General features: G+C 63.1%; 25 protein-coding genes. 16 read left to right on the top strand and 9 right to left on the bottom strand.

From position 1 onward, the window contains the following. Positions 1–10: 10 nt before the first annotated feature. The 4 genes from GNH96_RS11635 to ald all read left to right on the top strand — a co-directional run bounded on the left by GNH96_RS11635 (position 11) and on the right by ald (position 3132). The gene (locus GNH96_RS11635; protein WP_169603831.1) at positions 11–463 is read left to right on the top strand and encodes a DUF411 domain-containing protein; all 453 of its coding nucleotides are present in this window, start codon (positions 11–13) and stop codon (positions 461–463) included. 4 nt (positions 464–467) lie between these two features. Next, on the top strand, positions 468–1478 hold the full coding sequence (gene glk, locus GNH96_RS11630; protein WP_228719836.1) for a glucokinase: 1011 nt from the start codon (positions 468–470) through the stop codon (positions 1476–1478). A 125-nt stretch (positions 1479–1603) separates the two neighbouring features. Beyond that, entirely contained in the window at positions 1604–2035 is a 432-nt protein-coding gene (locus tag GNH96_RS11625) for a host attachment protein (RefSeq protein WP_169603830.1), read from the top strand. Then, positions 2032–3132, top strand: a complete 1101-nt coding sequence (gene ald, locus GNH96_RS11620; protein ID WP_169603829.1) for an alanine dehydrogenase — start codon at positions 2032–2034, stop codon at positions 3130–3132. The genes GNH96_RS11625 and ald overlap by 4 nt, the downstream gene beginning before the upstream one ends. Before the next feature lie 7 nt (positions 3133–3139). Here ald and GNH96_RS11615 read toward each other — a convergent pair whose 3' ends face one another. From GNH96_RS11615 to map, 3 genes are read right to left on the bottom strand one after another with little or no spacing between them, the layout of a single operon-like run. Next, positions 3140–3457, bottom strand: coding sequence for a DUF6763 family protein (locus tag GNH96_RS11615; RefSeq protein ID WP_169603828.1), 318 nt, complete (start codon positions 3455–3457; stop codon positions 3140–3142). Positions 3458–3499: 42 nt separating this feature from the next. Beyond that, positions 3500–6130, bottom strand: a complete 2631-nt coding sequence (gene glnD / locus GNH96_RS11610; RefSeq protein ID WP_169603827.1) for a [protein-PII] uridylyltransferase — start codon at positions 6128–6130, stop codon at positions 3500–3502. Continuing rightward, positions 6108–6893, bottom strand: coding sequence for a type I methionyl aminopeptidase (map, locus tag GNH96_RS11605; protein WP_169603826.1), 786 nt, complete (start codon positions 6891–6893; stop codon positions 6108–6110). Before map ends, glnD begins: the two co-directional genes overlap by 23 nt. 231 nt (positions 6894–7124) lie before the next feature. On the opposite strand from map, the gene rpsB reads away from it, so the two are divergent. The 9 genes from rpsB to GNH96_RS11560 all read left to right on the top strand — a co-directional run bounded on the left by rpsB (position 7125) and on the right by GNH96_RS11560 (position 15459). Continuing rightward, positions 7125–7898 (top strand): 30S ribosomal protein S2, encoded by a 774-nt coding sequence (rpsB, locus tag GNH96_RS11600; protein ID WP_169603825.1) that lies wholly within the window; start codon positions 7125–7127, stop codon positions 7896–7898. Between the two features lie 95 nt (positions 7899–7993). Next, positions 7994–8875, top strand: a complete 882-nt coding sequence (gene tsf, locus GNH96_RS11595) for a translation elongation factor Ts (protein ID WP_169603824.1) — start codon at positions 7994–7996, stop codon at positions 8873–8875. Between the two features lie 92 nt (positions 8876–8967). Next, a complete protein-coding gene (gene pyrH / locus GNH96_RS11590; RefSeq protein WP_169603823.1) occupies positions 8968–9687 on the top strand; it encodes a UMP kinase in 720 nt (239 codons plus the stop codon). Between the two features lie 7 nt (positions 9688–9694). Then, positions 9695–10252 carry a ribosome recycling factor gene (gene frr, locus GNH96_RS11585; protein ID WP_169603822.1) on the top strand — a complete coding sequence of 186 codons (558 nt, stop codon included), beginning with the start codon at positions 9695–9697 and terminating at the stop codon, positions 10250–10252. A 13-nt stretch (positions 10253–10265) separates the two neighbouring features. Then, on the top strand, positions 10266–11054 hold the full coding sequence (locus GNH96_RS11580; protein ID WP_169604692.1) for an isoprenyl transferase: 789 nt from the start codon (positions 10266–10268) through the stop codon (positions 11052–11054). A 45-nt stretch (positions 11055–11099) separates the two neighbouring features. Then, complete coding sequence (locus GNH96_RS11575) at positions 11100–12098, top strand: phosphatidate cytidylyltransferase (RefSeq protein WP_169603821.1); 999 nt, start codon at positions 11100–11102, stop codon at positions 12096–12098. A gap of 32 nt (positions 12099–12130) precedes the next feature. After that, on the top strand, positions 12131–13315 hold the full coding sequence (gene ispC, locus GNH96_RS11570) for a 1-deoxy-D-xylulose-5-phosphate reductoisomerase (RefSeq protein WP_169603820.1): 1185 nt from the start codon (positions 12131–12133) through the stop codon (positions 13313–13315). Then, a complete protein-coding gene (gene rseP / locus GNH96_RS11565; RefSeq protein ID WP_169603819.1) occupies positions 13315–14673 on the top strand; it encodes an RIP metalloprotease RseP in 1359 nt (452 codons plus the stop codon). The genes ispC and rseP overlap by 1 nt, the downstream gene beginning before the upstream one ends. Positions 14674–14709: 36 nt before the next feature. Further along, a complete protein-coding gene (locus tag GNH96_RS11560; RefSeq protein WP_169603818.1) occupies positions 14710–15459 on the top strand; it encodes a DsbC family protein in 750 nt (249 codons plus the stop codon). Positions 15460–15503: 44 nt separating this feature from the next. Here the strand turns inward: GNH96_RS11560 and mutS are convergent, their stop codons facing one another. Beyond that, a complete protein-coding gene (gene mutS, locus GNH96_RS11555) occupies positions 15504–18068 on the bottom strand; it encodes a DNA mismatch repair protein MutS (protein ID WP_169603817.1) in 2565 nt (854 codons plus the stop codon). A gap of 194 nt (positions 18069–18262) precedes the next feature. Between mutS and GNH96_RS11550 the strand changes: the two genes are divergently transcribed. The 3 genes from GNH96_RS11550 to groL all read left to right on the top strand — a co-directional run bounded on the left by GNH96_RS11550 (position 18263) and on the right by groL (position 20892). Further along, positions 18263–18640: a cupin domain-containing protein gene (locus tag GNH96_RS11550; protein ID WP_169603816.1), complete on the top strand. Its 378-nt coding sequence runs from the start codon at positions 18263–18265 to the stop codon at positions 18638–18640. Between the two features lie 286 nt (positions 18641–18926). Beyond that, positions 18927–19217, top strand: a complete 291-nt coding sequence (gene groES / locus GNH96_RS11545) for a co-chaperone GroES (RefSeq protein WP_169603815.1) — start codon at positions 18927–18929, stop codon at positions 19215–19217. 46 nt (positions 19218–19263) lie between these two features. Continuing rightward, the gene (gene groL, locus GNH96_RS11540) at positions 19264–20892 is read left to right on the top strand and encodes a chaperonin GroEL (protein WP_169603814.1); all 1629 of its coding nucleotides are present in this window, start codon (positions 19264–19266) and stop codon (positions 20890–20892) included. Positions 20893–21180: 288 nt separating this feature from the next. Here groL and GNH96_RS11535 read toward each other — a convergent pair whose 3' ends face one another. The 5 genes from GNH96_RS11535 to GNH96_RS11515 all read right to left on the bottom strand — a co-directional run bounded on the left by GNH96_RS11535 (position 21181) and on the right by GNH96_RS11515 (position 26092). Next, positions 21181–22824, bottom strand: a complete 1644-nt coding sequence (locus tag GNH96_RS11535) for an FAD-dependent oxidoreductase (protein WP_267313371.1) — start codon at positions 22822–22824, stop codon at positions 21181–21183. Positions 22825–23009: 185 nt separating this feature from the next. Further along, positions 23010–23945, bottom strand: a complete 936-nt coding sequence (locus GNH96_RS11530; protein ID WP_169603812.1) for a SufB/SufD family protein — start codon at positions 23943–23945, stop codon at positions 23010–23012. Beyond that, positions 23938–24657: an ATP-binding cassette domain-containing protein gene (locus GNH96_RS11525; protein WP_169603811.1), complete on the bottom strand. Its 720-nt coding sequence runs from the start codon at positions 24655–24657 to the stop codon at positions 23938–23940. The genes GNH96_RS11530 and GNH96_RS11525 overlap by 8 nt, the downstream gene beginning before the upstream one ends. 22 nt (positions 24658–24679) lie before the next feature. Next, complete coding sequence (locus tag GNH96_RS11520) at positions 24680–25423, bottom strand: ZIP family metal transporter (protein WP_169603810.1); 744 nt, start codon at positions 25421–25423, stop codon at positions 24680–24682. Positions 25424–25486: 63 nt separating this feature from the next. Next, a complete protein-coding gene (locus GNH96_RS11515; protein ID WP_169603809.1) occupies positions 25487–26092 on the bottom strand; it encodes a formylmethanofuran dehydrogenase subunit E family protein in 606 nt (201 codons plus the stop codon). Positions 26093–26209 lie beyond the last annotated feature (117 nt).

Genomic DNA, 26209 nt, shown 5'->3' with positions numbered 1-26209 from the left:
CGAGGTTCCCATGCGCAGAACGATATTTTGGGGGCTGGCACTGTGTGTCGCCTATCCTTTGTCCGCCAAGGAAAAGCCGGCGCCGGTCGAGGCAACGGTCTACCGCAGCCCGACCTGCGGCTGTTGCAAGAGGTGGGTAGAACACATCCAGGCGAGCGGTTTCGCCGTCAAGGACATCGTCAAGGACGACATGGCGGCGGTCAAGCGCGAGCTGGGCGTGCCGGAGAACCTGGCCTCCTGCCATACGGCGGTGATCGGCGGCTACCGGATTGAGGGCCATGTGCCGGCGGCGGATATCCGCAAGCTGCTGGATGCCAAGGCGCCGCTCCTCGGATTGAGCGTGCCCGGTATGCCGGCCGGTACGCCGGGGATGGAAACGGGCGGACGCAAGGACGCCTACAGCGTCGTCGGTTTCGGACCGGGCGACAGCGTTCAGTCCGTGCACGACTACGCCGGGGACTGATCCGTTGGGCGGGGCGAAGAAGGTGCTGCTGGCGGGTGACATCGGCGCGACCAAGACGGTCCTGGGGCTGTTCGACTGCTGGGGCGACAGGCTGGTCAGCCTGAGCGAGGCGATTTTCGCGAGCGCGGAATACGCCTCGCTGGAGGCGGTCGTGGCGGACTTCCTGCAGAGGCAGAACGGAGGGAAGCCCGAAGTCGCCTGTTTCGGGGTTCCAGGCCCCGTGAGCGGCGGCCGCTGCGAAATCACCAATCTGCCGTGGGTCTTGTCCGAGCGGGAGCTGGCGGTGGCGACCGGCGTGAGCGAGGTGCGCCTGCTGAACGACGTCCAGGCCATGGCCCTGGGCATGGCCTACCGGCTGGGCGAAGGCGACTGGGTCGACTTGAACGCCCAGGCCGCCCGTCAGCAGCCCGGAAACATCGCAGTGATTGCAGCAGGGACGGGGCTGGGGGAGGCGATCCTTTACTGGGACGGCGAGCGTTACCATGCAGTGCCGACCGAGGGCGGGCATAGCGATTTCGCACCCAACGGGCCGCTGGAAGAGGGGCTGCTGGCATTTCTGCGCGACCGCTTTGGCGGGCACGTCAGCTATGAGCGGATACTGTCCGGATCGGGGCTGGCCAACCTCTACGACTATCTTCGCCATGCCGGCGTGGCTCCGGAAAGCGAGGCGCTGCACGCGGCGCTGGCCCGCGCGCCCGACCGCGCGCCGATCATCGCCGAATGGGCTCTGAAGCGGCGCGACGCGCTTTGCTGTGCGGTGCTCGATTCGTTCGCCGCGATCTACGGGGCGGAGGCCGGGAATCTGGCCCTCAAGTCGCTTGCGCTCGGCGGCGTGATCGTCGGCGGGGGCATTGCGCCCAAAATCCTGCCCGTCCTGCAGTCGGGGAAGTTCATGGCCGGATTGACCGCAAAAGGGAGGCTTTCCTCCCTGCTCGGCGGACTGCGGGTGAGGGTGGCCGTCCATCCCCAACCGGCCCTGCTGGGGGCGGCGCACGCTGCATCGGCCATGCTTTAGCGTATCGGCAGGCACTCCGCCACGACTCATTTGTGGCAGAATGCAGGCAAGCGGAGCCGGCCATGGCCGGAAACAATCCGTTTGCAATTGCACCCTTTATTCACCAACGGAACAGGGAGGAAACTATGTTCAAGACATGGGTGGTTGCCGCAGAGAGCAGCCGGGCGCGAATCTTCGCCATTGACAATCGACAGAATCCGCTCAAGGAAATCGACGATCTGGTGCATGTGGAGGGTCGAGCCAAAGAGCAGGATCTGACTTCCGACCGGCCTGGCCGGATGCTGAACAGTTCGACCGAGGGGCGCCACGACTACGAAAAGCCGCAGGATGCCAAGCAGCACGAGGCCCAGGTGTTCGCCAAGCGGGTGGCCGAACGCCTCGAACAGGCGCGGGTCAATGGCGAATGCCTCTCGCTCATCCTGATCGCGGCGCCCGAGTTTCTCGGTCTGCTGCGCCAGGCTTTGAGCGGTCCCACCGCCAAGCTGGTCAGCAAGACCCTGGACAAGAACCTGGTGCAGAAGACCGAACAGGAAATACGCAGTTACCTTTTCTCATGAAAATCGGTGTACCCAAGGAAATCAAGGACCTGGAGAACCGCATCGCCGTCACCCCGCAAGGGGTCGCGGCCCTGGTGCGGGCCGGGCACGAAGTGCTCGTGGAGATCTCGGCCGGTGTCGGCTCGGGATTCGCCGACGAGGAATATCTGGCAGCGGGAGCGCGGCTCGGCGATGCGGCCGACGCTTGGGCCGCGGACCTCGTGGTCAAGGTGAAGGAGCCGGTGCCGTCGGAATACCCTTACCTCAAGCGGCAGATGGTGTTCACGTTCTTCCACCTGGCCGGCGTCGATCCCGGCCTGACCCGGGTATTGCTGGACCGCGGGACCACGGCGGTGGCCTACGAGACTCTGGAAGACGAGCAAGGGCGCCTGCCGCTGCTCGCGCCGATGAGCGCGGTGGCGGGCAACATGGCCGCCCAGGTCGGCGCTTATTATCTGGCGCGCTTCAACGGCGGCCGAGGTGTCCAGCTCGGCGAGGTCATGGGCGTGCGCCACGGCAAGGTCGTGGTGATCGGCGACGGCGTGGTCGGCTCGCACGCCGCCCTGACCGCGTGGGGCATGGGCGCCAATGTCCAGGTCATGGGGCTGGTGCCGGCGAAGGGCGAAGCCCTGTGCCGGCGCGCTCCGGGCCTGGCGTTCTTCCTCTCGGACAGTGCGCGCCTGGCCGAGACCGTGCGCGACGCCGATCTGGTGGTAGGGGCGGTGCTGCAGCCGGGCGCTCGTGCCGATTACGTCGTGACCGACGCCATGGTGAGGTCGATGCCGATGGGATCGGTGATCGTCGACGTCAGCATCGACCAGGGCGGTTGCGTGGAGACGTCCAGGCCGACCTCGCATTCCCATCCTGTCTACGTCGAGCACGGCGTGATCCATTATTGCGTGACCAACATGCCGGGGGCGTATCCGCGCACTTCGACCCTGGCGCTGACCGACGCGACCCTGCCTTATGTGCTACGCCTGGCCAACGAAGGCGAGGCCTGCCTGCGGGCCGATCCGGGACTGGCCAAGGCCGTGAACGCCTACGATGGCTACATCACCTGCAGGGCGGCGGCGGAGGATCTGGGGCTGCTGGACCGCTATCGCCCGTTTCCTGCGTAATTCGCCCTCAGTAAGGCTCTTTGTCCTCGTCTTCCAGCACGTCGTCCAGCGTCAGATCGTCCGTGTCGGGCAGGTGCAGATCAGGATCGCTGTAGCCCAGATCGTCTATTTCCACATCGTCGAAAGGCGCGCTCCAGTCTTCCGGGGCTTCGATCTCCACGATCGAAGCCTGGTCCCAAGAAGTTCGGTCCAACTCGCTCAGCTCTCCCTCCAGATACTGGATCTCGATGGTGTCGCCGGCATCGTCCAGGGCCACGATCCTAAATTGCCGGCCGGTTTCCCGCTCTTCGTACCAGTTGTCCACCAGCGGTGTTGCGATGGTCATGCGGATTCTCCTGCTTGTGGTGCCGGCAGCGTACTGCCGCTGTCAGTGGTCGCCCACGAAATCTATCAGCGCCTGCCGCAGGGCCGACCGGTCGGCTTCATCGCTCAGCGGCCGGTCTTCCCGGTCGGTGATGAAAAAAATGTCTTCGGCGCGGCTGCCGATGGTGGAAATTTTAGCATTGTGCAGGCGTATGCCTTTCTGCATGAAAGCCTGGCCAACCTTGGACAGCAAGCCGGGGCGATCGGTGGCGATCAGTTCGAGGATGCTGAACCGGTTCTGCGGGTCGTCGTGGAAGAACACCTTGGTTGGCACGGTGAAATGCCGGATCTGGCGGGCGGCCAGACGGCTGACCGGCGGCGGGGCGCTGCCGCCGCTCAGCACCTCCTTCAGCCGGCCGCAGATCTGGGCGAGCCGGAACAGCCCTTCGGGCGCGGTGCCGGACTGTTCCAGCACATTGAAGCTGAGCAGCGCGAATCCCTGCCGCGAGGCGATGATCTTGGCGTCCAGCACGGTGAGGCCGAGTTGGTCGAGCACGGCGGTACTCTGGGCGAACAGGAAGTCGCGGTTGCGGTCGTAGATCAACACTTCGGCACTGCCGCGCAGGCTTTCCGGACGCAGCAGGACCAGCGGCAGATGTTCCGGCCGGCAGGCGGCGATGGCGGTGGTGTGCCAGGCGATTTCCTCGGGCAGGAAGCGCAGGAAATAATCGTCGCCATTGTTTTCCCATACTGCGGTGATGGCGTCCTCGGCCAGGCCGAAGCGGTGGAGCAGCGCCCGCGCTTCATCCTTGGCGGCAGATATCTGTTCGGCATAGTCCGGGGGCGTATCGAGTCCGCGCCGCAGGGTCCAGCTGGTGCTGGTATAAAGTTCCTGCAGCAGGGCGCCCTTCCAGGAATTCCACAGGGATGGATTGGTGGCGCGTATGTCGGCGATGGTGAGCAGATAAAGATGATTCAGCGTGTTCTGGTTGCGCACGATCCGGGCGAATTCGTGGATGACTTCCGGGTCGCTCAGGTCCTTGCGCTGCGCCGTCATCGACATCACCAGATGGTGCCGCACCAGCCATTTCACCAGCTGGGTTTCTCGTGACCCGATCTGGTGGCGCCGGCAGAATTCCTCCGCGACTTTCTCGCCCACTTCCGAATGGTCGCCGCCCGAGCCTTTGGCGATGTCGTGCATCAGCGCGGCGATATAGAGCAGCTCGGGTTTTTCGATGAGCTGGAACAGTTCGTAGCACAGCGGATTTTCGTGCCGGAACTCCTCCAGGGCGAAACGCCGCAGGTTGCGGACCACGAACAGCGTGTGCTCGTCCACCGTGTAGACATGGAACAGGTCGTACTGCATGCGGCCGACGACCCGGCCGAATTCGGGCAGGTAGGCGGCAAGCACGCCGTAGCGGTTCATCCGCCGCAACTGGTGGGTGATGCCGCCCGGCTGCCGCAGAATGGCCATGAACAGCCGGCAGGCTTCCGGATCGTTGCGGAAGGCATCGTCGATCAGATGGATGTGCTGGCGGATGAGGCGAATGGTGGCGGCGCGGATTCCTTCCAGCGTGCTGTTTTTCTGCAGGATCAGGAAGACTTGTAGCAGGGCGAGTGGGTGCTCGCGGAAAACCTCGGGGCGCACGGCTTCCAGGTAATCGTTGACCGCCTGGAAATGGTCGTTGACGGGGGTGGGCGAGAACTCTTCCGCGCGATGCAGCACGGCCTCGTTGAACAGCTGCAGCAGCAGCTCGTTCAGGCGCTCCACTCCGGTGACGGTGCGGAAGTAGTCCTGCATGAAGCCTTCGACGACCTCATTGCTGGTGTCGCCCCGGTAGCCGAAAAGCCCGGCAAGTTCGCGCTGGTAATCGAACAGCAGCCGGTCTTCGCAACGGCCGGTGAGGACGTGCAGCGCGAAGCGGATTCGCCAGAGGAATTCCTGGGCCTCCTTCAGTTCCCGGTATTCGGCGTCGGTCAGCCAGCCGTATGCGACCAGATCCTGCAGTCCCTGCGCGTCGCTGTGGCGGCGGATGATCCAGCCGATGAGCTGGATGTCGCGCAGGCCGCCCGGGCCTTCCTTGACGTTGGGTTCGAGGTTGTAGGCCGTGTTGTGGTACTTGGCGTAGCGCACCCGCTGCTCGGCCATCTTGGCCTCGAAGAACGCGGCGGAAGACCACATGTGTTCCGGGGCGATCTTGCTCTTCACCGTTTCCCACAGCGCTGCCGAGCCGGCCAGCACACGGGCTTCCAGGAGATTGGTGATGACGGTCTGGTCGGCGCGGGCTTCTTCCGCGCATTCGGCGACGGTGCGGACGCTGTGCCCCGGTTTCAGCCCGATATCCCACAGAAAGCGCAGGAAATCGGACAGTTCCTGCTGGCACGACGGTGCCGCGGCATCATCGAGCAGCACGAGCAGGTCGATGTCGGAATGCGGCAGCAACTCGCCGCGTCCGTAACCTCCGACTGCCACCAGAGCGACCCCGGCGGCATGCGGCCCGAGGCGCCGGTTCCAAGCGTCGGCGAGCAACAGGTCGATGAACGAGGTGCGTTCGCGAATCAGCTCCGCGACGGGGACGCCGGACCGGAACCGCTCGGCCAGTTCGGCGGTGTTGTGCTGGATCTGCGCCTTGCGGGCCGAGATCGGGTCGGGCGCAGAGAGGTCGTGCGGCTTATCCGAGTTCGGTTCGCCCAAAATCTTCCTCTTGCCGCAGCGTAAGCACTTCGTAGCCCGTCGGCGTCACCAGCACGGTGTGCTCCCATTGCGCCGAGAGCTTGTGATCCTTGGTGACAGCGGTCCAGCCATCGGACAGCATCTGCACGTGCCGCTTGCCCTGGTTGATCATCGGCTCGATGGTGAAAATCATCCCCGCTTCCAGCCGGATGTCCAGTTTCGGTTCGAAATAGTGGAGCACCTGCGGCTCTTCGTGGAATTCCCGGCCGATGCCGTGGCCGCAGAACTCCCGGACCACGGAATAGTTGTGTTGGCTGGCATGCCGTTCGATGGCCGCGCCGATCCGGTTGAGGGCGGCGCCGGGCCTGACCTCCCGGATGCCCAGATACATCGCCTCCTGGGTGACTGTGACCAGCTGCCGGGCATAGGGCTTGACCTGGCCGACCAGGAACATCTTGCTGGTATCCCCGTGGAAGCCGTCCTTGATGACCGTGATGTCGATGTTGACGATGTCGCCGTTCTTCAGCTTCTTGGGGCCGGGAATACCGTGGCAGATCACATGGTTGACCGAAGTGCAGATCGACTTCGGGAATCCCTTGTAATTCAGCGGGGCGGGAATGGCGTGCTGCGCGTCGACGATGAAGTCGTGGCAGATCCGGTCGATTTCTTCGGTGGTGATGCCGGCCTTGACGTGGGGCGCGATCATGTCCAGGACTTCGGCGGCCAAGCGGCAGGCCACGCGCATGCCTTCGACTTCCTCGGCGCTCTTGATGCTGATGCTCATGAAATTACGACGGAAACGGGAGGGCTCCCGGTCCGTGGCGGGCGGGAGAGCTGATTGTTCAAACAATGTCACTATGGTATAAAGCACAGCTTTATTTGGCAACACACCACACACGCATCGTCACGGCCGGTGGGGTGCCGTCCCGAAAGGGCGGTCGCCGGCCGGGGTGCGTGGAGGCGCAACCCGACCGCCGGGCTTTGCCAGCCCGGCAAGACATTTACGGAGAAATCGATGACCTCAGTTACCATGCGTCAGATGCTCGAAGCGGGCGTCCACTTCGGACATCAGACGCGCTATTGGAACCCGAAGATGGCCCCTTTCATCTTCGGCGCGCGCAGCAACATCCATATCATCAATCTGGAAAAGACGCTGCCGCTGTTCAATGATGCCATGAAATACCTGGAACAGGTCGCCGCCAACCGCGGTAAGATTCTGTTCGTGGGCACCAAGAAGACCATGCGCAAGGTCATCGAGGAAGAAGCCGTGCGCTGTGGCATGCCCTATGTCAATCACCGCTGGCTGGGCGGCATGCTGACCAATTTCAAGACCATCAAGGCATCTATCGCCAGGATGAAGGATCTGCGGGCCATGCGCGACGATGGCCGTCTCAACCGTTTCAGCAAGAAGGAAGCGCTCGGCATGATGCGCGAGCTGGAAAAGCTGGAGTGCAACGTGGGCGGCATCGGCGACATGGACCGCCTCCCGGACGTGATGTTCATCATCGATACGGGCTACGAGAAGAACGCCGTCAGCGAAGCGCGCAAGCTGGGCATCCCGGTCGTTGGCGTGGTGGACACCAACAATAACCCCTTCGGAATCGACTACGTGATACCGGGCAACGACGACTCGATCCGCGCGGTCCAGTTGTATGCCCAGAGCGCCGCGACGGCGATTTTGCGGGGCAAGGCATCCGGCGTGGATTTCGGTACGGCGGCTGCGGACGAATTCGTGGAAATGGAGCCGGAAGCGGAACAGGGGGCCACGGGCGAGAGCCTGGGAGGCTGAAAGCCCGCACCCGGCAGTGTCGTGAAAAGCGCCTCCGCCCGGAGGCGTTTTTTTGAGATTGATTAACGGTTTTTTATTTCGAGAGGTTGGCTGTAATGAGCATTACTGCGGGGATGGTGAAGGAGCTGCGTGAACGCACCGGCTCCGGCATGATGGAGTGCAAGAAGGCACTGACGGAAACCGGCGGCGATCTGGACGCCGCGGTCGAGCTGATGAGAAAGCAGGGGCTGGCCAAGGCCGACAAGAAATCCGGCCGCACCGCCGCCGAAGGCCGCGTCTGCGTCAAGGTGAGCGCGGACGGCAAGACCGCGGCGATCGTCGAGGTCAACTGCGAAACCGACTTCGTCGCCAAGGGCGACGATTTCGTCAAGTTCGCCGACGATGTCGCCGCTGCGGCTCTGGTTTCCTCGGCGACGAGCGTCGAAGAATTCCTTGCCGGGCCGATGGCGGACGGCACCCCGGTGGAGCAGGCGCGTCGGGAGATGATCGCCAAGATCGGCGAGAACATCAACGTTCGCCGCTTCGAGCGGCTGAGCAGCCAGGACGGCTGGGTGGCGAGCTATCTGCACGGTACCCGTATCGGTGTGCTGGTCGAGCTGGTCGGCGGCGATGCCGAACTGGGCAAGGACATCGCCATGCATATCGCGGCCAGCAAGCCCTTGTGCTGCGACGAAAAAGGCGTGCCCGCCGAAGTGATCGCCAAGGAAAAGGAAATCTTCAGCGCCCAGGCCCAGGCCAGCGGCAAGCCGGCGAACATCATCGAAAAGATGGTCGAGGGACGGATCGGCAAGTTCCTCGGCGAAATCACCCTGGTAGGCCAGCCGTTCGTCAAGGATCCGGACCAGACCGTGGGCAAGCTGCTGCAGTCCAAGAACGCTTCGGTGGTGCGTTTCGTCCGTTTCGAAGTCGGCGAAGGCATCGAGAAGGAAGCAACCAATTTCGCCGAAGAAGTGATGGCGCAGGTGCGCGCTTCCTGAGGTACCGTCGCCCGGCGCCGTGCTGCGCCGGGCGAGCTTCCGGGCCGGGTGTGGCCCGGATCAGAGTGGATTAACCAGCTTCCGACGAGTTTATGACAGAACCGGTATACAAGCGTATCTTGCTCAAGCTCAGCGGCGAAGCCTTGATGGGAGACCAGGGGGCGGGCATAGACGCCGACATCCTGAAGCGGCTCGCGACGGAAATCGACGAGCTGTGCCGGGCCGGCGTCGAAGTCGGACTGGTCATCGGCGGCGGCAACATCGTCCGCGGCGCCGAAAAAGCCTCCGAAGGACTGGACCGCGTGACCGGCGATCACATGGGGATGCTCGCCACGGTGATCAACGCGCTGGCCATGCAGGATGCCCTTGAGAACCTGGGGCGGCCGGTGCGGGTCATGTCGGCCCTCAAGATCAACCAGGTCTGCGAAGACTACATCCGCCGGCGCGCAGTCCGGCATCTGGAAAAGGGACGGGTCGTGGTGTTCGCCGCGGGGACGGGCAATCCGTTCTTCACCACCGATTCCGCCGCCAGCCTCAGAGCCATCGAGATCGGCGCGGATCTGCTGATCAAGGCGACCAAGGTCGACGGCGTCTATTCGGCCGATCCGCTGAAGGATCCCGAAGCGAAATTCTATTCGCGCCTGACCTACGACGAGGCGCTGGATCAGCGTCTCCATGTCATGGACACGACGGCGCTGGTGCTGTGCCGCGACTATAAGATGCCGCTGCGGGTCATGAACGTTTTTCGCCCGGGTGCGGTGATGCGGCTGATCCGGGGTGAGGATATCGGATCTTTGCTGGTAACGGGGTAATGAACTCATGATCAATGACATACAGAAACGTACCGCCGAGCGGATGCAGAAAAGCATCGAGGCGTTGAAGCATGAATTCGCCAAAATTCGCACCGGACGCGCCCATCCCAGCCTGCTGGAGCATATCCGGGTGTCGTATTACGGCAACGAGGTGCCGCTGACCCAGGTCGCCAACGTGGCCGTGGAAGACGCCCGCAGCCTGGTGGTCACGCCGTGGGAGCGGAACATGGTGCAGGCGATCGAAAAGGCGATCATGACCTCGGACTTGGGACTCAATCCCTCCACCGCCGGCACGGTCATCCGGGTGCCGCTGCCGCCGCTGACCGAGGAGCGCCGCCGCGACCTGATCAAGGTCGTGCGCCATGAAGCCGAGAATGGCCGCGTGGCGATCCGCAACATCCGCCGCGATGCCAACAACGAACTCAAGGCGGCGCTCAAGGAAAAGCTGATTTCCGAGGACGAGGACCGCCGCAGCCAGGAGCAGATTCAGAAAACCACGGACCAGTTCATCAAGGAAGTGGACAAGCTGCTGGAGCAAAAGGAAGCCGACTTGCTTGCTGTTTAATACCCTGCGATCCATGGTTTTCTCGCCGGACAAAGTCAAGCCGGTGGCGGTTGCACCGGAACATGGCGCCGAGACGCGCAGCCTGCCCCGCCATGTCGCCATCGTCATGGACGGCAACGGCCGCTGGGCACAGGAGCGCTATCTGCCCCGCACCGCCGGCCATCGCGCCGGCGTCGGTGCGGTCCGCAAGGTGGTGGAACACTGCGCGAAGCGCGGCGTGGAAGCGCTGACGCTGTTCGCGTTCAGCAGCGAGAACTGGCGGCGGCCCGAGCAGGAAGTCTCCGTGCTGATGGAATTGTTCCTGTCGACGCTGGAACGGGAGACGGAAAAGCTGCACCAGAACGGCGTGCGCCTGCGCATCATCGGTGACCGCACGGCGTTTGCGGAGGCGCTGCGCCAGCGGATGGATGCCGCCGAATCACTGACGCGCGGCAATACCGGCTTGCAACTGGCGATCGCGGCGAATTACGGCGGGCGCTGGGATATCGTCCAGGCGGCCCAGACGCTGGCGGCAAAGGTCGGGCAAGGCGAACTGTCGCCAGACCGGATCACGGCGGATCTGCTGCAGCAGCAGCTCGCCCTGGCCGATCTGCCGGAGCCCGACCTTTTCATCCGTACCGGCGGCGAACGGCGGATCAGCAACTTCCTCCTCTGGCAACTTGCCTATACGGAGCTGTATTTCACGCCCGTGCTGTGGCCGGAATTCGACGAGGAGGCGCTGGATCTCGCGTTCGAGGACTACGCCGGCAGGCAGCGCCGGTTCGGCTACACCGGCGAACAGGTCGCGGGGCAGATGCCCTGACCTCACACCGCCAAGATTTTCCAACTCACCCCATCCGATTCCGCCATGTTCAAAAATCGTTTGATTACGGCACTGGTTCTGGCGCCACTGGTCATTGCGGCCGTTCTGCTGCTTAAGCCCACCCCATTTTCGGTGGTGTGGGGCGGTGTGATTCTCCTGGCCGGCTGGGAATGGGCGGGCGTTTCCGGCATCGACGACCGCGTCGGCCGGATCGCTTTCCTGGTTGCCCTGGGATTGCCCATGGCCATCGCCAGTTTCTGGGCACCCTACACGGTCGACTGGCTGATGTGGCCGGTGGTGGCCTGGTGGTTCGCCGTCGGCATGCTGCTCCGGGCCAAGCCGGACAAGGCGCTGGCGATCCGGTTGCCGGTCGGGCTGAAGCTGGGGCTGGGCTGGTTCATCCTGCTCACCTCCTGGATCCTCTTTATCTGGCTGCGCTTCAATTTCGGCGCCGTGCAGGCGCTGTATCTGCTGGTGCTGATTTCTTTCGCGGACATGGCCGCCTATTTCGTCGGGCGGAGCTGGGGCTTCACCAAGCTGATGCCGGAAATCAGCCCCGGCAAGACAGTCGAGGGGCTGTACGGGGCCTTGGCAGTGTCGGCCGTCCTGGCAGTCGCCGTGGGTCTGTGGTTTAAGCTGGAGCCTTTGACGATCGCCGATTTCGTCATCCTTTCCCTCGTCACCGTCGTGACTTCCGTGGGCGGCGATTTGTTCGAGAGCCTGCTCAAGCGGCAGCGGGGCGTGAAGGACAGCGGTTCGCTGTTGCCCGGTCACGGCGGGGTGCTCGACCGTATCGACGCCTTGCTGGCCTCGGTCGCGGTGTTCTATGCCGGCTCCATGCTGCTCGGCCTGTTCCTGCAGAGCGCGGAGCCGGTGACGATCGAAGTGCCCACCGAAATGGACGGCGCACCGGTTCAGGTCGAACCGATCGAGCCGGAGCCGGATGACAGCGCTTCGGAACACGCACCAGAACCGATGGCACCGGAAGCAGACGAACCGGATGCCACGGATGCCGGGACCGACGAATCGGCGCCGGAAGAATGAACCACGGCGATGGCAGACATCGGGAGAATTCCGTGAAAGGCATATGCATCCTCGGTTCCACCGGCTCGATCGGCGTCAGCACGCTCGATGTGGTGGCGCGCCATCCCGACCGCTACCGCGTCGTGGCGCTGACCGCCAATGGCAACATCGACCGCTTGTTCGAGCAATGCCGCGATCACCGGCCGCGCTATGCGGTGGCGATCCGGGCCGAGGCCGCGGCGGAGCTGCGGGAGCGGCTGGCGGTAGCGGGTCTGGGCGGCATCGAAGTCCTGTCCGGTTCGGCCGCGCTGGAGCAGGTCGCCTCCCTGCCGGAGGTGGACAGCGTGATGGCGGCGATCGTCGGTGCCGCGGGGCTGCTGCCCACGCTGGCGGCGGCGCGGGCCGGCAAGGATGTGCTGCTGGCCAACAAGGAAGCGCTGGTGATGTCCGGTCCGTTGTTCATGGCCGAGGTGGTTCGGGCGGGGGCCCGGTTGCTGCCGATCGACAGCGAGCACAATGCGGTGTTCCAGTGCATGCCGGCGGACTATCGTGCCGGCACCGCCGCCATCGGCGCGCGCCGCATCCTGCTCACCGCTTCCGGAGGGCCGTTCCTGCACACCCCCCTCGCCGAGCTGGAGTCGGTGACGCCGGAGCAGGCCGTGGCGCATCCCAACTGGGTCATGGGCCGCAAGATATCGGTCGATTCGGCCACCATGATGAACAAGGGTTTGGAAGTGATCGAGGCCTGCCTGCTGTTCAACATGAAGCCCGACGACGTACAGGTCGTCGTGCACCGCCAAAGCGTGATCCATTCCATGGTGGACTACGTCGACGGTACGGTGCTGGCCCAGATGGGCACGCCCGACATGCGCATCCCGATCGCCCACGCCCTGGCTTGGCCCGAGCGTTTCGAATCCGGCGCGGAACCTCTCGACCTGTTCGCTGTCCATCAATTGAACTTCGAGCGTCCGGATTTGGCGCGTTTTCCCTGTCTGCGCCTGGCCTACGAGGCAGTGAGGGCGGGCGGCACCGCGCCGGCGATCCTGAATGCGGCGAACGAAGTCGCGGTCGCGGCATTTCTGGACCGACGGCTGGCTTTCACCGGCATACCGCGAGTGATCGAACATTGCATGGCGACCGTTGCGTCCGGAGCGGCGGATGCCATCGAGTCGGTCTTGCAAGCGGACGCGGAAACCCGCAAGGTAGCGGAGACGTACATCACCAACTGTAGGATTTAATGTCGCTCATCCACACGGTTTTCTATTTTCTAGTCGCGCTGGCGCTGCTCATCGCGGTCCACGAGTTCGGCCATTTCTGGGTGGCGCGCAAGCTCGGCGTGAAGGTGCTGCGGTTTTCCCTCGGTTTCGGCACCCCGCTGCTGAGCTGGCGCAGGAAACCGGACGGCACTGAATTCACCCTCGCCGCAATCCCGATCGGCGGCTATGTCCGCATGGTCGACGAGCGGGAAGGTCCGGTCGCTCCCGCCGATCTCCCCTTTGCCTTCAACCGGCAGCGGCTCCCGGTCCGATTCGCCATTGTCGCGGCGGGGCCGATATTCAATTTTCTCCTGGCCGTCCTGCTTTACTGGGGCGTATTCATGGCCGGCGAGACCGGCATGAGGCCGGTGCTCGGCCCGGTGGAAGCCGGCACCTTCGCCGCCGAGGCGGGGTTCGAGCCGGAGGACGAAATCCTCGCCGTCGACGGCAACCCGACGCCAACCTGGGGCCTCGCCATCGGGCGGATTTTCGAGCGGGTCATGGACGAGGGGGTGGTGGAGGTCGACGTCAAGACCAGCGACGGTGGACGGGTGATCCGTACCCTCAACATACCGTCCGACGTGCTCAACACCCCGGAAGTCCTGGGGGATCGGCTCGGCTTCCAGCCCTGGGAGCCTGAGCTGCCGCCTGTGGTGGAGCGGACCGAACCCGGCAGTCCGGCGGAAAAAGCCGGCATGAAAAGCGGCGACCTGCTGCTTTCTGCGGACGGCGTGGCCCTGCGCAGCTGGCGCCAGTGGGTCGATATCGTGCGTGCTCGTCCCGGCCAGAGCATCGGACTGGTGGTCGAGCGCGACGGCGTTCACGTTTCCCTTGAAGTCCGGCCCGAGTCCGTCAACGGGCCGAAAGGTCCGGTCGGAAGGATCGGGGCGGCGGCCCGGATCCCGGACTCGGTGCTCGCCGCGATGGAGGTCGAATACCGCCTGGGCGTGTTGCCGGCCTTGGGGGCGGCGGTGGAGCGCACCGGCGATTACGCCTGGCTCTCGCTCAAGATGATAGGGCGCATGCTCATCGGCAAGGCGACCGTGGAAAACTTGAGCGGTCCCATCAGCATCGCCCAGTACGCAGGGCAGTCCGCCAAGCTGGGTCTGTTGCATTTCGTCAAGTTCCTGGCCTTGATCAGCGTCAGCCTCGGCGTGCTCAACCTGCTGCCGGTCCCGGTGTTGGACGGCGGCCACCTGATGTTCTATCTGATCGAAGCGGTGAAAGGCGGCCCGCTCTCCGAAAAGACCCAGATGCTGGCGCAGCAGATGGGGCTTTTCATCCTGATTGCCTTGATGGCGCTCGCCTTCATGCTCGACATCCAACGGCTGTTTTCCTAAGCTCCCAACTCCTTCCCATCTCCGAGGTATGCCCCGATGAAACCTGCGTTCCGTTCCCTGTTGTCCTTGTTCGCGTTCCTGGTGGTACCCGTCTCGTCCGTCCTGGCGGACGCCCAAGCCGTAGAGGATGCGATCAAGCAGGCATTGCCCGGGGTGAAGCCCGATTCCATCAAGCCCTCGCCGCTGGCCGGCATTGCCGAGGTCATCGTCGGTCCCAAGCTATTCTATGTCTCCGACGACGGCAAGTACCTGATCCAGGGCTCTCTGATCGACCTCAAGAACCGTGAAGACCTCACCGAGCCCAAGCTGGCCAAGGCGCGGATCGGAGCGCTGGAAAAGCTGGGTGAGAAGAACATGATCGTGTTCAAACCGAAGATCGGCAAATACGTGGCCTACGTGTTCACCGATATCGATTGCGGCTACTGCCGCAAGCTCCATTCGGAGATGGACAATTATCTCAAGGAAGGCATCGAGGTCCGTTACCTGTTCTTCCCGCGCGCCGGCGAAGGCTCGGATTCCTGGGACAAGGCTGTCAGCGTGTGGTGCGCCAAGGACCGCAACGCCGCCTTGACCAAGGCCAAGAAGGGCGAGAAGGTGGAAGAAAAATCCTGCGACAACCCCGTGAAGGAGCAGATGGCGCTGGGGACCGCCATCGGCGCCCAGGGCACGCCGATGATCGTGACCGGCGGCGGCAACGTGCTGCCGGGCTATGTTCCGGCCGAGCAGCTTGCCCGCATGCTGAAGCATGAAAAGGACGAAGGCGGCAAGCAGGCCAAGACCCCGTAATTTCCCTTGCCGAGCCCGGCGGCGAACCGCGCCGCCGGGCCGTTTTACAGCGACTGCTTCAGCTCGTACAACAGATTCAATGCCTCGCGCGGGCTGAGTCCGTCGATGTCCAAGGTTTCCAGCCGCCGCACCACGGGGTGCGGCTCCGGCGCCAAAAACAAATCGAGCTGGGTCACCGGCACAGCTTGCTGAAGGGCCGAACGCGCCTGCCGTTCCAGCTGCTCCAGTTTTCGCCGCGCGTTGTCGATCACGGCCCGCGGGACCCCCGCCAGCGCAGCCACCTGCAAGCCGTAGCTCTGGCTCGCCGGCCCTTCCCGGACCGCATGCAGGAACACCACCTTGTCGCCGTGCTCCACGGCATCCAGGTGCACGTTGCCGACCCCGTCACACTCCTCGGCCAGCGCCGTCAGCTCGAAATAATGGGTGGCGAACAGCGTATAGGCTCGCGTCTCGCGCGCCAGGTGCTCGGCGCAGGCCCAGGCCAGCGACAGTCCGTCGAAGGTGCTGGTGCCACGGCCGATCTCATCCATCAGCACCAGGCTTTCCGCCGTGGCGTTGTGCAGGATGTTGGCGGTCTCCGTCATTTCCACCATGAAGGTGGAGCGGCCGCTGGCGAGGTCGTCGGAGGCGCCGATGCGGGTGTAAATGCGGTCGATCGGGCCGATTTCGGCTTCCGTCGCCGGCACGTGGCTGCCGATGTGGGCCAGCAGCACGATCAGCGCGGCTTGGCGCATGTAAGTCGACTTGCCGCCCATGTTCGGCCCGGTGATGACCAGCATGCGCCGGTCCGGGCCGAATTCCAGGTCATTGGGCACGAAAGGCGTGCCGCTGACCTGCTCGACCACCGGATGGCGCCCTTGGACGATGCGGATGCCTGGCGCGCCCACCAGCCTCGGGGCCACCCAATTCAGCCGATCGGCGCGTTCGGCCAGGGTCGCCAACACGTCCAGTTCGGCCAAGCCCGCCGCGCAATCTTGCAGTGCCGGCAGCCAATTCCCCAGGGTTTCCAATAATTCGTCATAGAGCGCCTTCTCGCAAGACAGCGCTCGCTCACGGGCACTCAGTACCTTGTCCTCGAAGGTTTTCAACTCCGGAGTGATGTAGCGCTCGGCGTTTTTCAACGTCTGGCGCCGGCTGTAGTGCACCGGCGCCTTTTCGGCTTGGCTCCGGGGCAGCTCGATGTAGAACCCCTGCACCCGGTTGTAGCCGACCTTCAGCATGCTGAGTCCGGTGCGCTCGCGCTCCTTTGCCTCCAGCTCGACCAGGAAGCGGTCGGCGTTCTCACTCAACTGGCGCAGCTCGTCCAGTTCGGCGTGGTAGCCGTCGGCGATCACGCCGCCGTCGCGGATCAGCATCGGCGGGTTGTCGACGACGGCCCGCTGCAACAGACTGCTCAGCTCGGGCTGATCGACCAGCCGCTGAGCCAGATCGCTCAGCAACGCGCCTTCGATGCCGGAAAGGGTGTCCCGGACCGCCGGCAAGGTCTGCAGGGCCTGGCGCAATGTCGTGAGGTCGCGCGGTCTGGCCGACTTCAGGGCGATGCGGGTTGCGATCCGCTCGATGTCGCCCACGCCGCGTAAAAGTTCGAGCAGGTCTTCGAAACGGTGTTTCTCCAGCAGCTCACCGATCGCCTCCTGGCGTCGTTGGATGATGGCCCGGTCGCGCAAGGGTTGATGCAGCCACCGCCGCAGTAATCTCCCGCCCATGGCCGACCCGGTGCGGTCCAGGATGCCCAGCAGGGTGAATTCGGTGCGGCCGGACGGATGGGAGTCCAGCTCAAGATTGCGCCGGCTGGCGGGGTCCAGGCCGATGTATTCCGCTCCGGTCTCGGCCCGGACGCCGCGGATGTGGGGCAGGGCGCTGCGCTGGGTGTCACGCACGTATTGCAGCAGGCAGCCGGCGGCACCCAGCGCCACGGTCAGATGCTCGCAGCCGAAGCCCGACAGGTCACGGGTGCCGAACTGGTTCAGCAACTGGCGACGCCCGCTTTCCGGGTCGAAATGCCAGGGCGGACGCCGGGTCAGGCCATTGCGTCCGGACAGCCCCTCCGGCAGCGCTTCGTCCTCGCTTACGAGGAGTTCCGCCGGGTTCAGCCGCTCCAGCTCGCTCGTGAGCTGGGCGGCCGACTCAGGCTGCTGCAGGGTGAAACGTCCGCCGGACAGATCCAGCACCGCCAGTCCGAACACCGCGCCGTCGCGAGCGATCGCCGCCAGCAGGTTGTCGCGGCGCTCCTCCAGCAACGCCTCGTCGGTCACCGTGCCCGGCGTCACGATACGCACCACCTTGCGCTCGACCGGTCCCTTCGATGTGGCTGGATCGCCGATCTGCTCACAGATCGCCACCGATTCGCCCAACCGGATCAGCCGAGCCAGATAGCCGTCGACTGCGTGGTAGGGAATTCCCGCCATCGGGATGCGTTCACCGCCCGATTCGCCCCGGCTGGTCAGGGTCAGGTCCAGCAGCTTCGCCGCCCGCCGGGCATCTTCGAAGAACAGCTCGTAGAAATCGCCCATCCGGTAAAACAGTAGCCGGTCCGGGTGCTCCGCCTTGATGCGGAGAAACTGCTGCATCATCGGAGTGTGTCTGGACAGGTCGGCTCGATCGGTCATGGCGTGGAGCTTGAGGTGAGGCAGGACGGACGCCGCCGAAGCGGGTTGAGGCGGCGAATTTTAACCGAATAGTGAAGGCGTGGCCGGCGCAGTGGCACCTAAGGCCGGGTCCATCGTCCCATAGCCCGCTATACTGCGGGAAGACACGAAAGCTCGTGCAGGTGGGCTCACAGGAATCCGGCGTCAAACTCATCATGACTCAGGCAGGCATCAATCACGGCTCGGCGGTGGAGTACTATTTCGACGAGCGTTGCTACATCACCGAGTGGTGGAATTCTCCCGCCGATGACGATGTTTCCATTGCGCAGGCCAGAGTCGAGGCCGGGGTCACCACACGGCTTCACCGGCTCAGGAACGTGACTGAGCGCTACCTGATCCTGCAGGGCGAGGGCAGGGTCGAAATCGGTGCACTGGAGCCCGAGGTCGTCGGGCCAGGGGACGTCGCCGTCATACCGCCCGGTGTTTCCCAGCGAATTGCCAATACCGGGAATACCGACTTGGTGTTTCTTGCGATATGCACGCCGAGATTTACCCCGGAGATTTACGAAGATATCGATGCTGATGGGGATTGACGAGGTCGGTAGCCGGACACCGATCTCGTTCCCCCACCGCCCCTCTTCCCGGCATTCCTGGCCGCAAGTTTCGTGCTGGCGTTAACGCCCGGTCCGCCGTCCCATCCCTAGGAACCCGCGACCCTCGCCGCCCGACATCAGGTGGTACCGTTCCGGCGGATCCGCCCTTGAAAAAAAATCCCCCGGCTCCATATTGCTGGCAGCACTCCCTTGCGAGTGCCAACTGCAGAACCCTGTAAAATTATTGCTGAAATTCAATGCATTATAGAAGGAGTTCCAAGTCATCATGAAAATCCGTCCCTTGTATGACCGTGTTGTGGTTATCCGCCGGGAAGAAGAGAAGACCTCGCCGGGCGGCATCGTGATCCCTGATACCGCGAAGGAAAAGCCGATCAAGGGCGAAGTCGTCGCCGTCGGCAACGGCAAGGTGCTGGAGAACGGCCAAGTGCGCGCCCTGGAAGTGAAACCGGGCGACACGGTCCTGTTCGGCAAATACTCCGGCACCGAAATCAAAGTCGACGGAACGGAATATCTGATACTCCGGGAAGACGACATCATGGGTGTCCTTGAATCCTGATCCTGATTTGCGAAGCCTTTGAACCGAACATTGGAGGAATGAACTGATGGCAGCAAAAGATGTACGTTTTTCGGATGATGCCCGTCACCGCATGCTGGCCGGCGTGAACATCCTGGCAGACGCAGTGAAGCAGACCCTGGGACCAAAGGGGCGCAATGTCGTGCTGGAGAAGAGCTTCGGCGCGCCGGTCGTGACCAAGGATGGCGTTTCCGTCGCCAAGGAAATCGAGCTGAAGGACAGGTTCGAGAACATGGGCGCGCAGATGGTCAAGGAAGTCGCGTCCAAGACTTCCGATGTCGCCGGCGACGGCACCACCACCGCGACCGTGCTGGCCCAGGCCATCGTGCGCGAAGGGCTGAAGTCGGTGGCCGCCGGGTCCAATCCGATGGATATCAAGCGCGGCATCGACCAGGCGGTCGGCGTCGTGGTCGAGGAATTGAAAAAACTGTCCAAGCCCTGCACCGACAGCAAGGCAATCGCCCAGGTTGGCACCATCTCCGCCAATTCCGATGAGAGCATCGGCCAGATCATCGCCCAGGCCATGGACACCGTCGGCAAGGAAGGCGTGATCACGGTGGAGGAGGGCTCGGGCCTGCAGAACGAGCTGGATGTCGTCGAAGGCATGCAGTTCGACCGCGGCTATCTGTCGCCGTACTTCATCAACCAGCAGGACACCATGAGCGTGGAGCTCGAGAATCCTTTCGTTCTGCTGCACGACAAGAAGATCTCCAATATCCGCGATCTGCTGCCCGTGCTGGAGAAAACCGCGAAGTCCGGCCGCTCTCTGCTGATCATCGCCGAGGACGTGGACGGCGAAGCGTTGGCTACCCTGGTGGTCAACAACATGCGCGGCATTTTGAAGGTCTGCGCGGTCAAGGCGCCGGGCTTCGGTGACCGCCGCAAGGCCATGCTGGAAGACATTGCCATCCTGACCGGCGGACAGGTGATTTCCGAGGAACTGGGGCTGAGCCTGGAAAAGGTCGAACTCACCGATCTGGGCCAGGCCAAGAAAATCCAGATCAACAAGGAAAACACCACGATCGTCGACGGCGCCGGCTCCACGGATGCCATCAAGGCCCGCGTCGAGCAGATTCGCAAGCAGATCGAGGATACCACCTCCGACTACGACCGTGAGAAGCTGCAGGAGCGCGTCGCCAAGTTGGCCGGCGGCGTGGCCGTCATCAAGGTGGGCGCGGCGACCGAAGTCGAGATGAAGGAAAAGAAGGCCCGTGTCGAAGATGCACTGCACGCGACCCGGGCGGCCGTCGAGGAAGGCATCGTGCCGGGTGGTGGTGTCGCTCTGATCCGCGCTCAGCAGAACCTGAAAACCTTGCAGGGCAAGAACCACGACCAGACCGTCGGCATCGCCATCCTGCGGCGGGCCATCGAGGAACCGCTGCGCCAGATCGTGGCCAACGCCGGCGAGGAGCCTTCGGTCGTCCTCGCGAAAGTCCAGGAAGGCACCGGGACCTTCGGCTACAACGCCGGCACCGGCGAGTACGGCGACATGATCGAAATGGGCATCCTCGACCCCACCAAGGTTACCCGTTCCGCCCTGCAGAACGCGGCTTCCGTCGCGGGCCTCATGTTGACCACGGAAGCGATGGTCGCGGAAATGCCCAAGAAGGAAAAGGGCGGCATGCCGGCAGGCGGCGGAATGGACGACATGATGTAATCGGCGTCCAGTCTTCGGGACTCTCCTGAGTTCCCGAAGCCGCAAAGAAGCCGGGGATGGCCATCCCCGCGTCAACCCCCGGTTCCGGAGCCGTCATGGCACGGAACCGGGGGTTTCGTTTAAGGACCGGTTTGACCCGGAACTCCAGCGCCGAGGTGCCGGAAAGGCTGATCCAACAGTCCCAGACCGGACGGCGTCCTGACGATACCGGAGACTGGCCGGCGGCGATTCGCTGCCCATCAGCGACAGTCCTCCTCAAAAAGTCCACGGGAGCCCATAAAAGCGCGATCAATCAAAGGCCCGAGTCCATGCTTTGTAGGTTTGCATGCCGCCGGAAAGTATTTTCACCCTGAAGCCTTCTTGCATTAAAACGCGCATCGCGTAGTAGGCGCGTTGCCCGACACCACAGACCAGCCAGATTTCCCTATCCTGCGGCAATTCGTGAAGCCGGTCGCGCAAAATTTCGAGAGGAAGGTTGTGTGCGTTCGGAATGTGGCCACCGGCAAACTCCGCCTCGCTGCGGACGTCCACCAGCAAAGCCGAGGTTTTTGCCAACTCATCCCAATCTGCGAGCGGCAGACTGCCGCGCAAATGGTTGGCGGCGATCATGCCGGCGACATTGACAGGATCCTTGGCGGCGCCGAACTGCGGCGCGTAGCAAAGTTCCAGGTCCTCCAAATCGAACACGGTTGCACCCTGCCTCATGGCCGTAGCGATGACATCGATGCGTCGCGCGACATCCAGTTCGCCTACGGCTTGCGCACCCAGGATCCGACCATCCGTTTTGGAGAACAACAATTTGATGTGAATCGGCTTGGCACCCGGAAAATAAGTCGCATGGTGGCCGGGATGCAGGTAAACCTTTTCGTAATCCATGACGACCCGCCGCAGCGCTTTCTCGCTGGCGCCGGTACAGGCGATCGTCAGACCAAACACTTCGCACACCGCGGTTCCGAGCACCCCCTCGAATTTCAAGGGAGGCGGTGTACTATCGCCGTATTCGAAATGGTGAAGAATAGCGGTGGCCGCGACCCGCCCCTGACGGTTGGCGGGCCCTGCCAAGGGGACCAGTTGCCAATCCCCCGTCACCCGATTTTTTACTTCGACGACGTCACCGACGGCCCAGATGGCGGCATCGTTGGTCCGCATGTACTCATCCACCCGAATCCCGCCAAGGGCGCCCAGTTCCAAGCCGGCGGCCTCCGCCAGCCCTGATTCCGGTCGCACGCCGATTCCCAGGATGACCAGATCGGCGGCGATGGTTTCGCCCTTCGATGTGTGAACGTTCAGTCCATGCTCCGGCTGCTTATCGAAGGACTCGACGCGTTCGCCTAGTCTCAGGCTGACCCCGCGAGTTTTCAGCCGCTCGGCGGCGTAGCCGGCCATTTCCGGATCGAGCGGCGGCAACACTTGGTCGGCCAATTCCAGGAGGGTGACTTGAAGTCCCAGTCCGGCTAGGTTCTCGGCCATTTCGAGGCCGATGAAGCCGCCGCCGACCATGACCGCCCGCTTAGCATGGGAGACCGCAGCCTTGATCTTTCGGCTATCCGGGATGGTGCGTAGTACATGGATGCCGGGCAGGTCGATACCCGGCAGAGACGGCCGGATCGGCTGCGCGCCGGTCGCCAGGACGAGAGCGTCATAGGGCTCTCGTCGCACCGCGCCGGTTCTGAGATCGCGAACTTCGATCTGTCGGGCATGCCGATCGATGCCGGTGACCTCCGTTTCGGTATGGACCTCGATGTTGTAGCGGCGCTTGAACAGCTCGGGGCTTGCTACCAGGAGATCAGTTTCCGATTGGATGACGTCACCCACGAAATAGGGCAAGCCGCAATTGGCGAACGAGACATGGGGGCCGCGTTCGAATACGTGGATCTCGCAGGTTTCGCAAAGGCGGCGCGCCCGTGCCGCACATGTTGCGCCGCCGGCCACGCCGCCGACGATAAGGATGCGTTTTTTCGCTGCATTCATAAGATTGAACCTCCCAAGCCGGCGTATTCGGATATCTGGATCGCGGCTCGGGCTTTTGCCTCTTTCAGATCATTCATTGGGGGGTCTCTCCACGATTGGTGCGGCTGTCTAGTCGCCTAAGGATGCACGAAGCGGATCTTTTGGTTTCAAGTGAGTATGCCTAGGATGATTCGGTCCACGGCCTCATCCGGATCGAGGCCCCGTGCCAGAAGGGTCTCAAATTGTTTCGGATCGACGCTGCCGATAGCCGCCTCATGGGTGACCTTGGCTTGTGGGTGCGAAACGCGAACCTCGGGGATGGCGCTTACTACACCCCGGCCTTTGACGATTTCCAGGCAGTCCACATGGCCTCTGGCGCCGGCGGCATTGCCGTGCATGATGCCGAGGACCTGCGCGCTGGCTTCGTCTTCGACGGCGATTCTCGATTTAATGAGGCCGCGGGCACGCTCGCCGTCGAGGTTCATCTGTTCTCGCATGCGAATCTCGTCAGCGACATGGCCATAAACCCGGCTGGTGAGTTCCGCAGCCGCCCCTGGTCCGACATCGACAACATAGTCGACGTCCAGCAGACCAACCCGTCCTAGCAGCAACGAGAAATCAGACCGGTAGCGGGCGTCTTTATCGAGCGCGATCCTTGCGCGGGGCCGCACGGAGATACCCCCGGACATCCCGTGGTAGTGGGATTCCTGATAGTTGAGCGATGCGTTTTCCTGGATCTGGACCCGTGCCTGCATGGCATGAAAGGCCCGTTCGGCATGAGCGAACAGGCAATGCGACCAAACGGCGGCACTGGCCCCGGCCTGAACGGTCAGGTCAAGCTCCACATTCTGGCCGCCGAAGCGATCCAACAGGCTGAAGCAGAGGTGGATAGGCTGCGCTATAGTGAATCCCTTTACGATGGTGATCTGCGCTTTGATCACGTTCCGTTCGTTTTTGGCGAAAACCACGACTCCTGGAATGGACTGGAGGCCGACGATCTGATGGTCATAGGCCAGAAGGTGTGCAGTGTCCTCGGCCAGAATCTGACCGGGATCTTCACCGGCCAGCCGGAAGGCATCGATGAGAGGAGCGAGATCAGACATGGCGGCAGATCTCACCATCGCAGCGACGGCAGCGGCGCGCTTTGTAGTTTTCGATCACGGCTTGCGTTTCCCCTTGGCAGACGATCTGACCACCGCAAAGCTGTGACGCGCGGTCTGCGTGGGCGGCAACTTGCTCGACGTGGGTGATCAGCAGAATCGTGCTGCCGATACTTTGCATCGCTTGAATGGCCGCGACCAACTCGTCGAGCGACAGCAGATCGATCCCTGCCGCGGGCTCATCGAGTATCGCCAGTTTGGGCCGCATGGTAATGATCGCGGCAAGTTCGATGCGCTTGCGCTCCCCGCCGCTCAGGGTATTGTCCACGGGCCGGTCAAGATATTCAGTCGGCGACAAGCCGACCGCTTCCAGCGCCGTGATCGGATCTCCCGGCGGTGAACCCAAGTGCAGATAATCGCTGACACGCAGTCCTTCGAAGCGCGCCGGCTCCTGCCAGGCTAAGGTTATTCCGAGGCGCGCCCGCACCTGTATCGGCAGTTCATCGATGCGCCGGCCTTCGAACAGGATGGTCCCCTGTTGGGGGCGATAGCCCTCACATCCCATGATGGCATAGGCCAGACAGCTCTTGCCGGCACCATTTGCACCCACGAGCGCATGGATGTCGCCGCGCGCAATGCTCAGACCGATCCCGCCGAGCACCTGCCGCTGACCCAGCGACAAGGTCAGATTTTGCAATTCGAGCAGTGTATCCACGGCCCAGCAAAGCCCGCGGCATCTAACCCAGACCGAACAGGTGAAAAAAAGCGATGGTGCCGATGCCGGCCAACATCAACAGAAGCTGCCGCCGGGTCACCGCCAAGGGCACGTACCGGTGCAGACTGGGCAAGAGATCGGCCATCGCGATGTACATGAAGCTTGCCGCGGAGAGCGCCAGCACGTAAGGAACGGCCGCCTGCAGCGCCGCCAAGGACGCGTAGGCAACGACCGCGCCAGGCAAGATGGCGAGGGCGGACAACAGGTTATAGAGGAATGCCTTGCGCGTGGAATAACCGCTGTCGAGCAGAATCGCGAAGTCGCCCACTTCCTGGGGAACTTCATGGGCGAATACGGCCAGTGCCGCGGCCACCCCCAAGGGAAACGAGGTCAGGAAAGCCGCTGCGATGACGAAGCCGTCGACAAAATTGTGCAGCGCATCGCCAATCAAAATGAGCGGACCCGCCTGTCCGTGGACCTCACAGACTTCGGCGTGGCAATGGCGCGAGATGACGCATTTCTCCAGGAGAAAAAATATCAGAATCCCCACCAGGACAGTGGTCGAGACAGCCATCGGTTTCGCCAGCTCCAGGCTCTCCGGAAGCAGACCGAGAAAAGCGGTGCCCAGGAGCGTTCCGGTGGCATAGCTCAGCAGCAAAGGCAGGAGGCTTTTCCGGAGCGCCTCCGGCAAGGCGAGAACGCGAGAGGCCGCGACCACGCCGCCAATACCGCCGAGCAAACAGAATAAGATGATCCAGAACAGCATGGGGTTTCTCCTTCTGGTTCCGAGATATTGGTCAAATGGCTCACTGACCGCCCCAACATGGCCTCACCGGGGCATGTTCTTGTTGACGATATCGCCTCGTGTACCAAGCAAGTCCATCGGCACGAACCGGTAGTTCGGCAGCGGGCGCACATCCAGCAAAATCGATGGCGGCGTCGTGAGCATCTTCTGGCTCAACCGGTCCGCTTGGCGCTCCAGTTCGGCGATTTCGGTGGCAGTGACCGGCTTGCCTTCGGCGCGCGCGGCGCGGATACGCGCCTCGAGGTCGGCTTGTTTCGCTGGGAATACGCCGGGCTTCAAAGAGACCTGATAGGTTTCCCCGGTCGATATCTTCTGGATGATGAAGCCGTCGCCGACGGAATTGTCGATGCGCAGGGTCTGAAAATTGATGCGGGCACCGGTCATCCAGGACACCGCATCCACCCAGCAGGGGCCGTTCTTGGATACCGCCCGAAGGTCAGTACGGTCCACGACGCCCTCCGGAAACAGCCTTTCGAACACTGCCTTGATCTCGACGAAGGCGATCACCAGCCCATCGCACAGATGGCCGTGCATGCGGGCCAAGTCTTTAAGCCCGATCTCCTTGGTCTTGAGCGAGTAGCGGCCCAGGGCACTGTCCGTGTCGCGGACCCGGATGGCTTGATTGTACATGGCCTGCGCGGCCCAGACAGGGTAGAACCAGTCCGGGGTATTGTCAGTGGGGCCGTCACGAGACGCTGCGCAGCCCGGGATGGGGCTAGTGAGAAGACTCAGTACCAGAACGATGCG

It is taken from the genome of Methylococcus geothermalis (assembly GCF_012769535.1).
In the GTDB taxonomy this organism is placed as follows: Bacteria; Pseudomonadota; Gammaproteobacteria; order Methylococcales; family Methylococcaceae; genus Methylococcus; species Methylococcus geothermalis.
The sequence above is the reverse complement of the archived record's forward strand: the minus strand, read 5'-3'. Positions and strand labels throughout refer to the sequence as shown.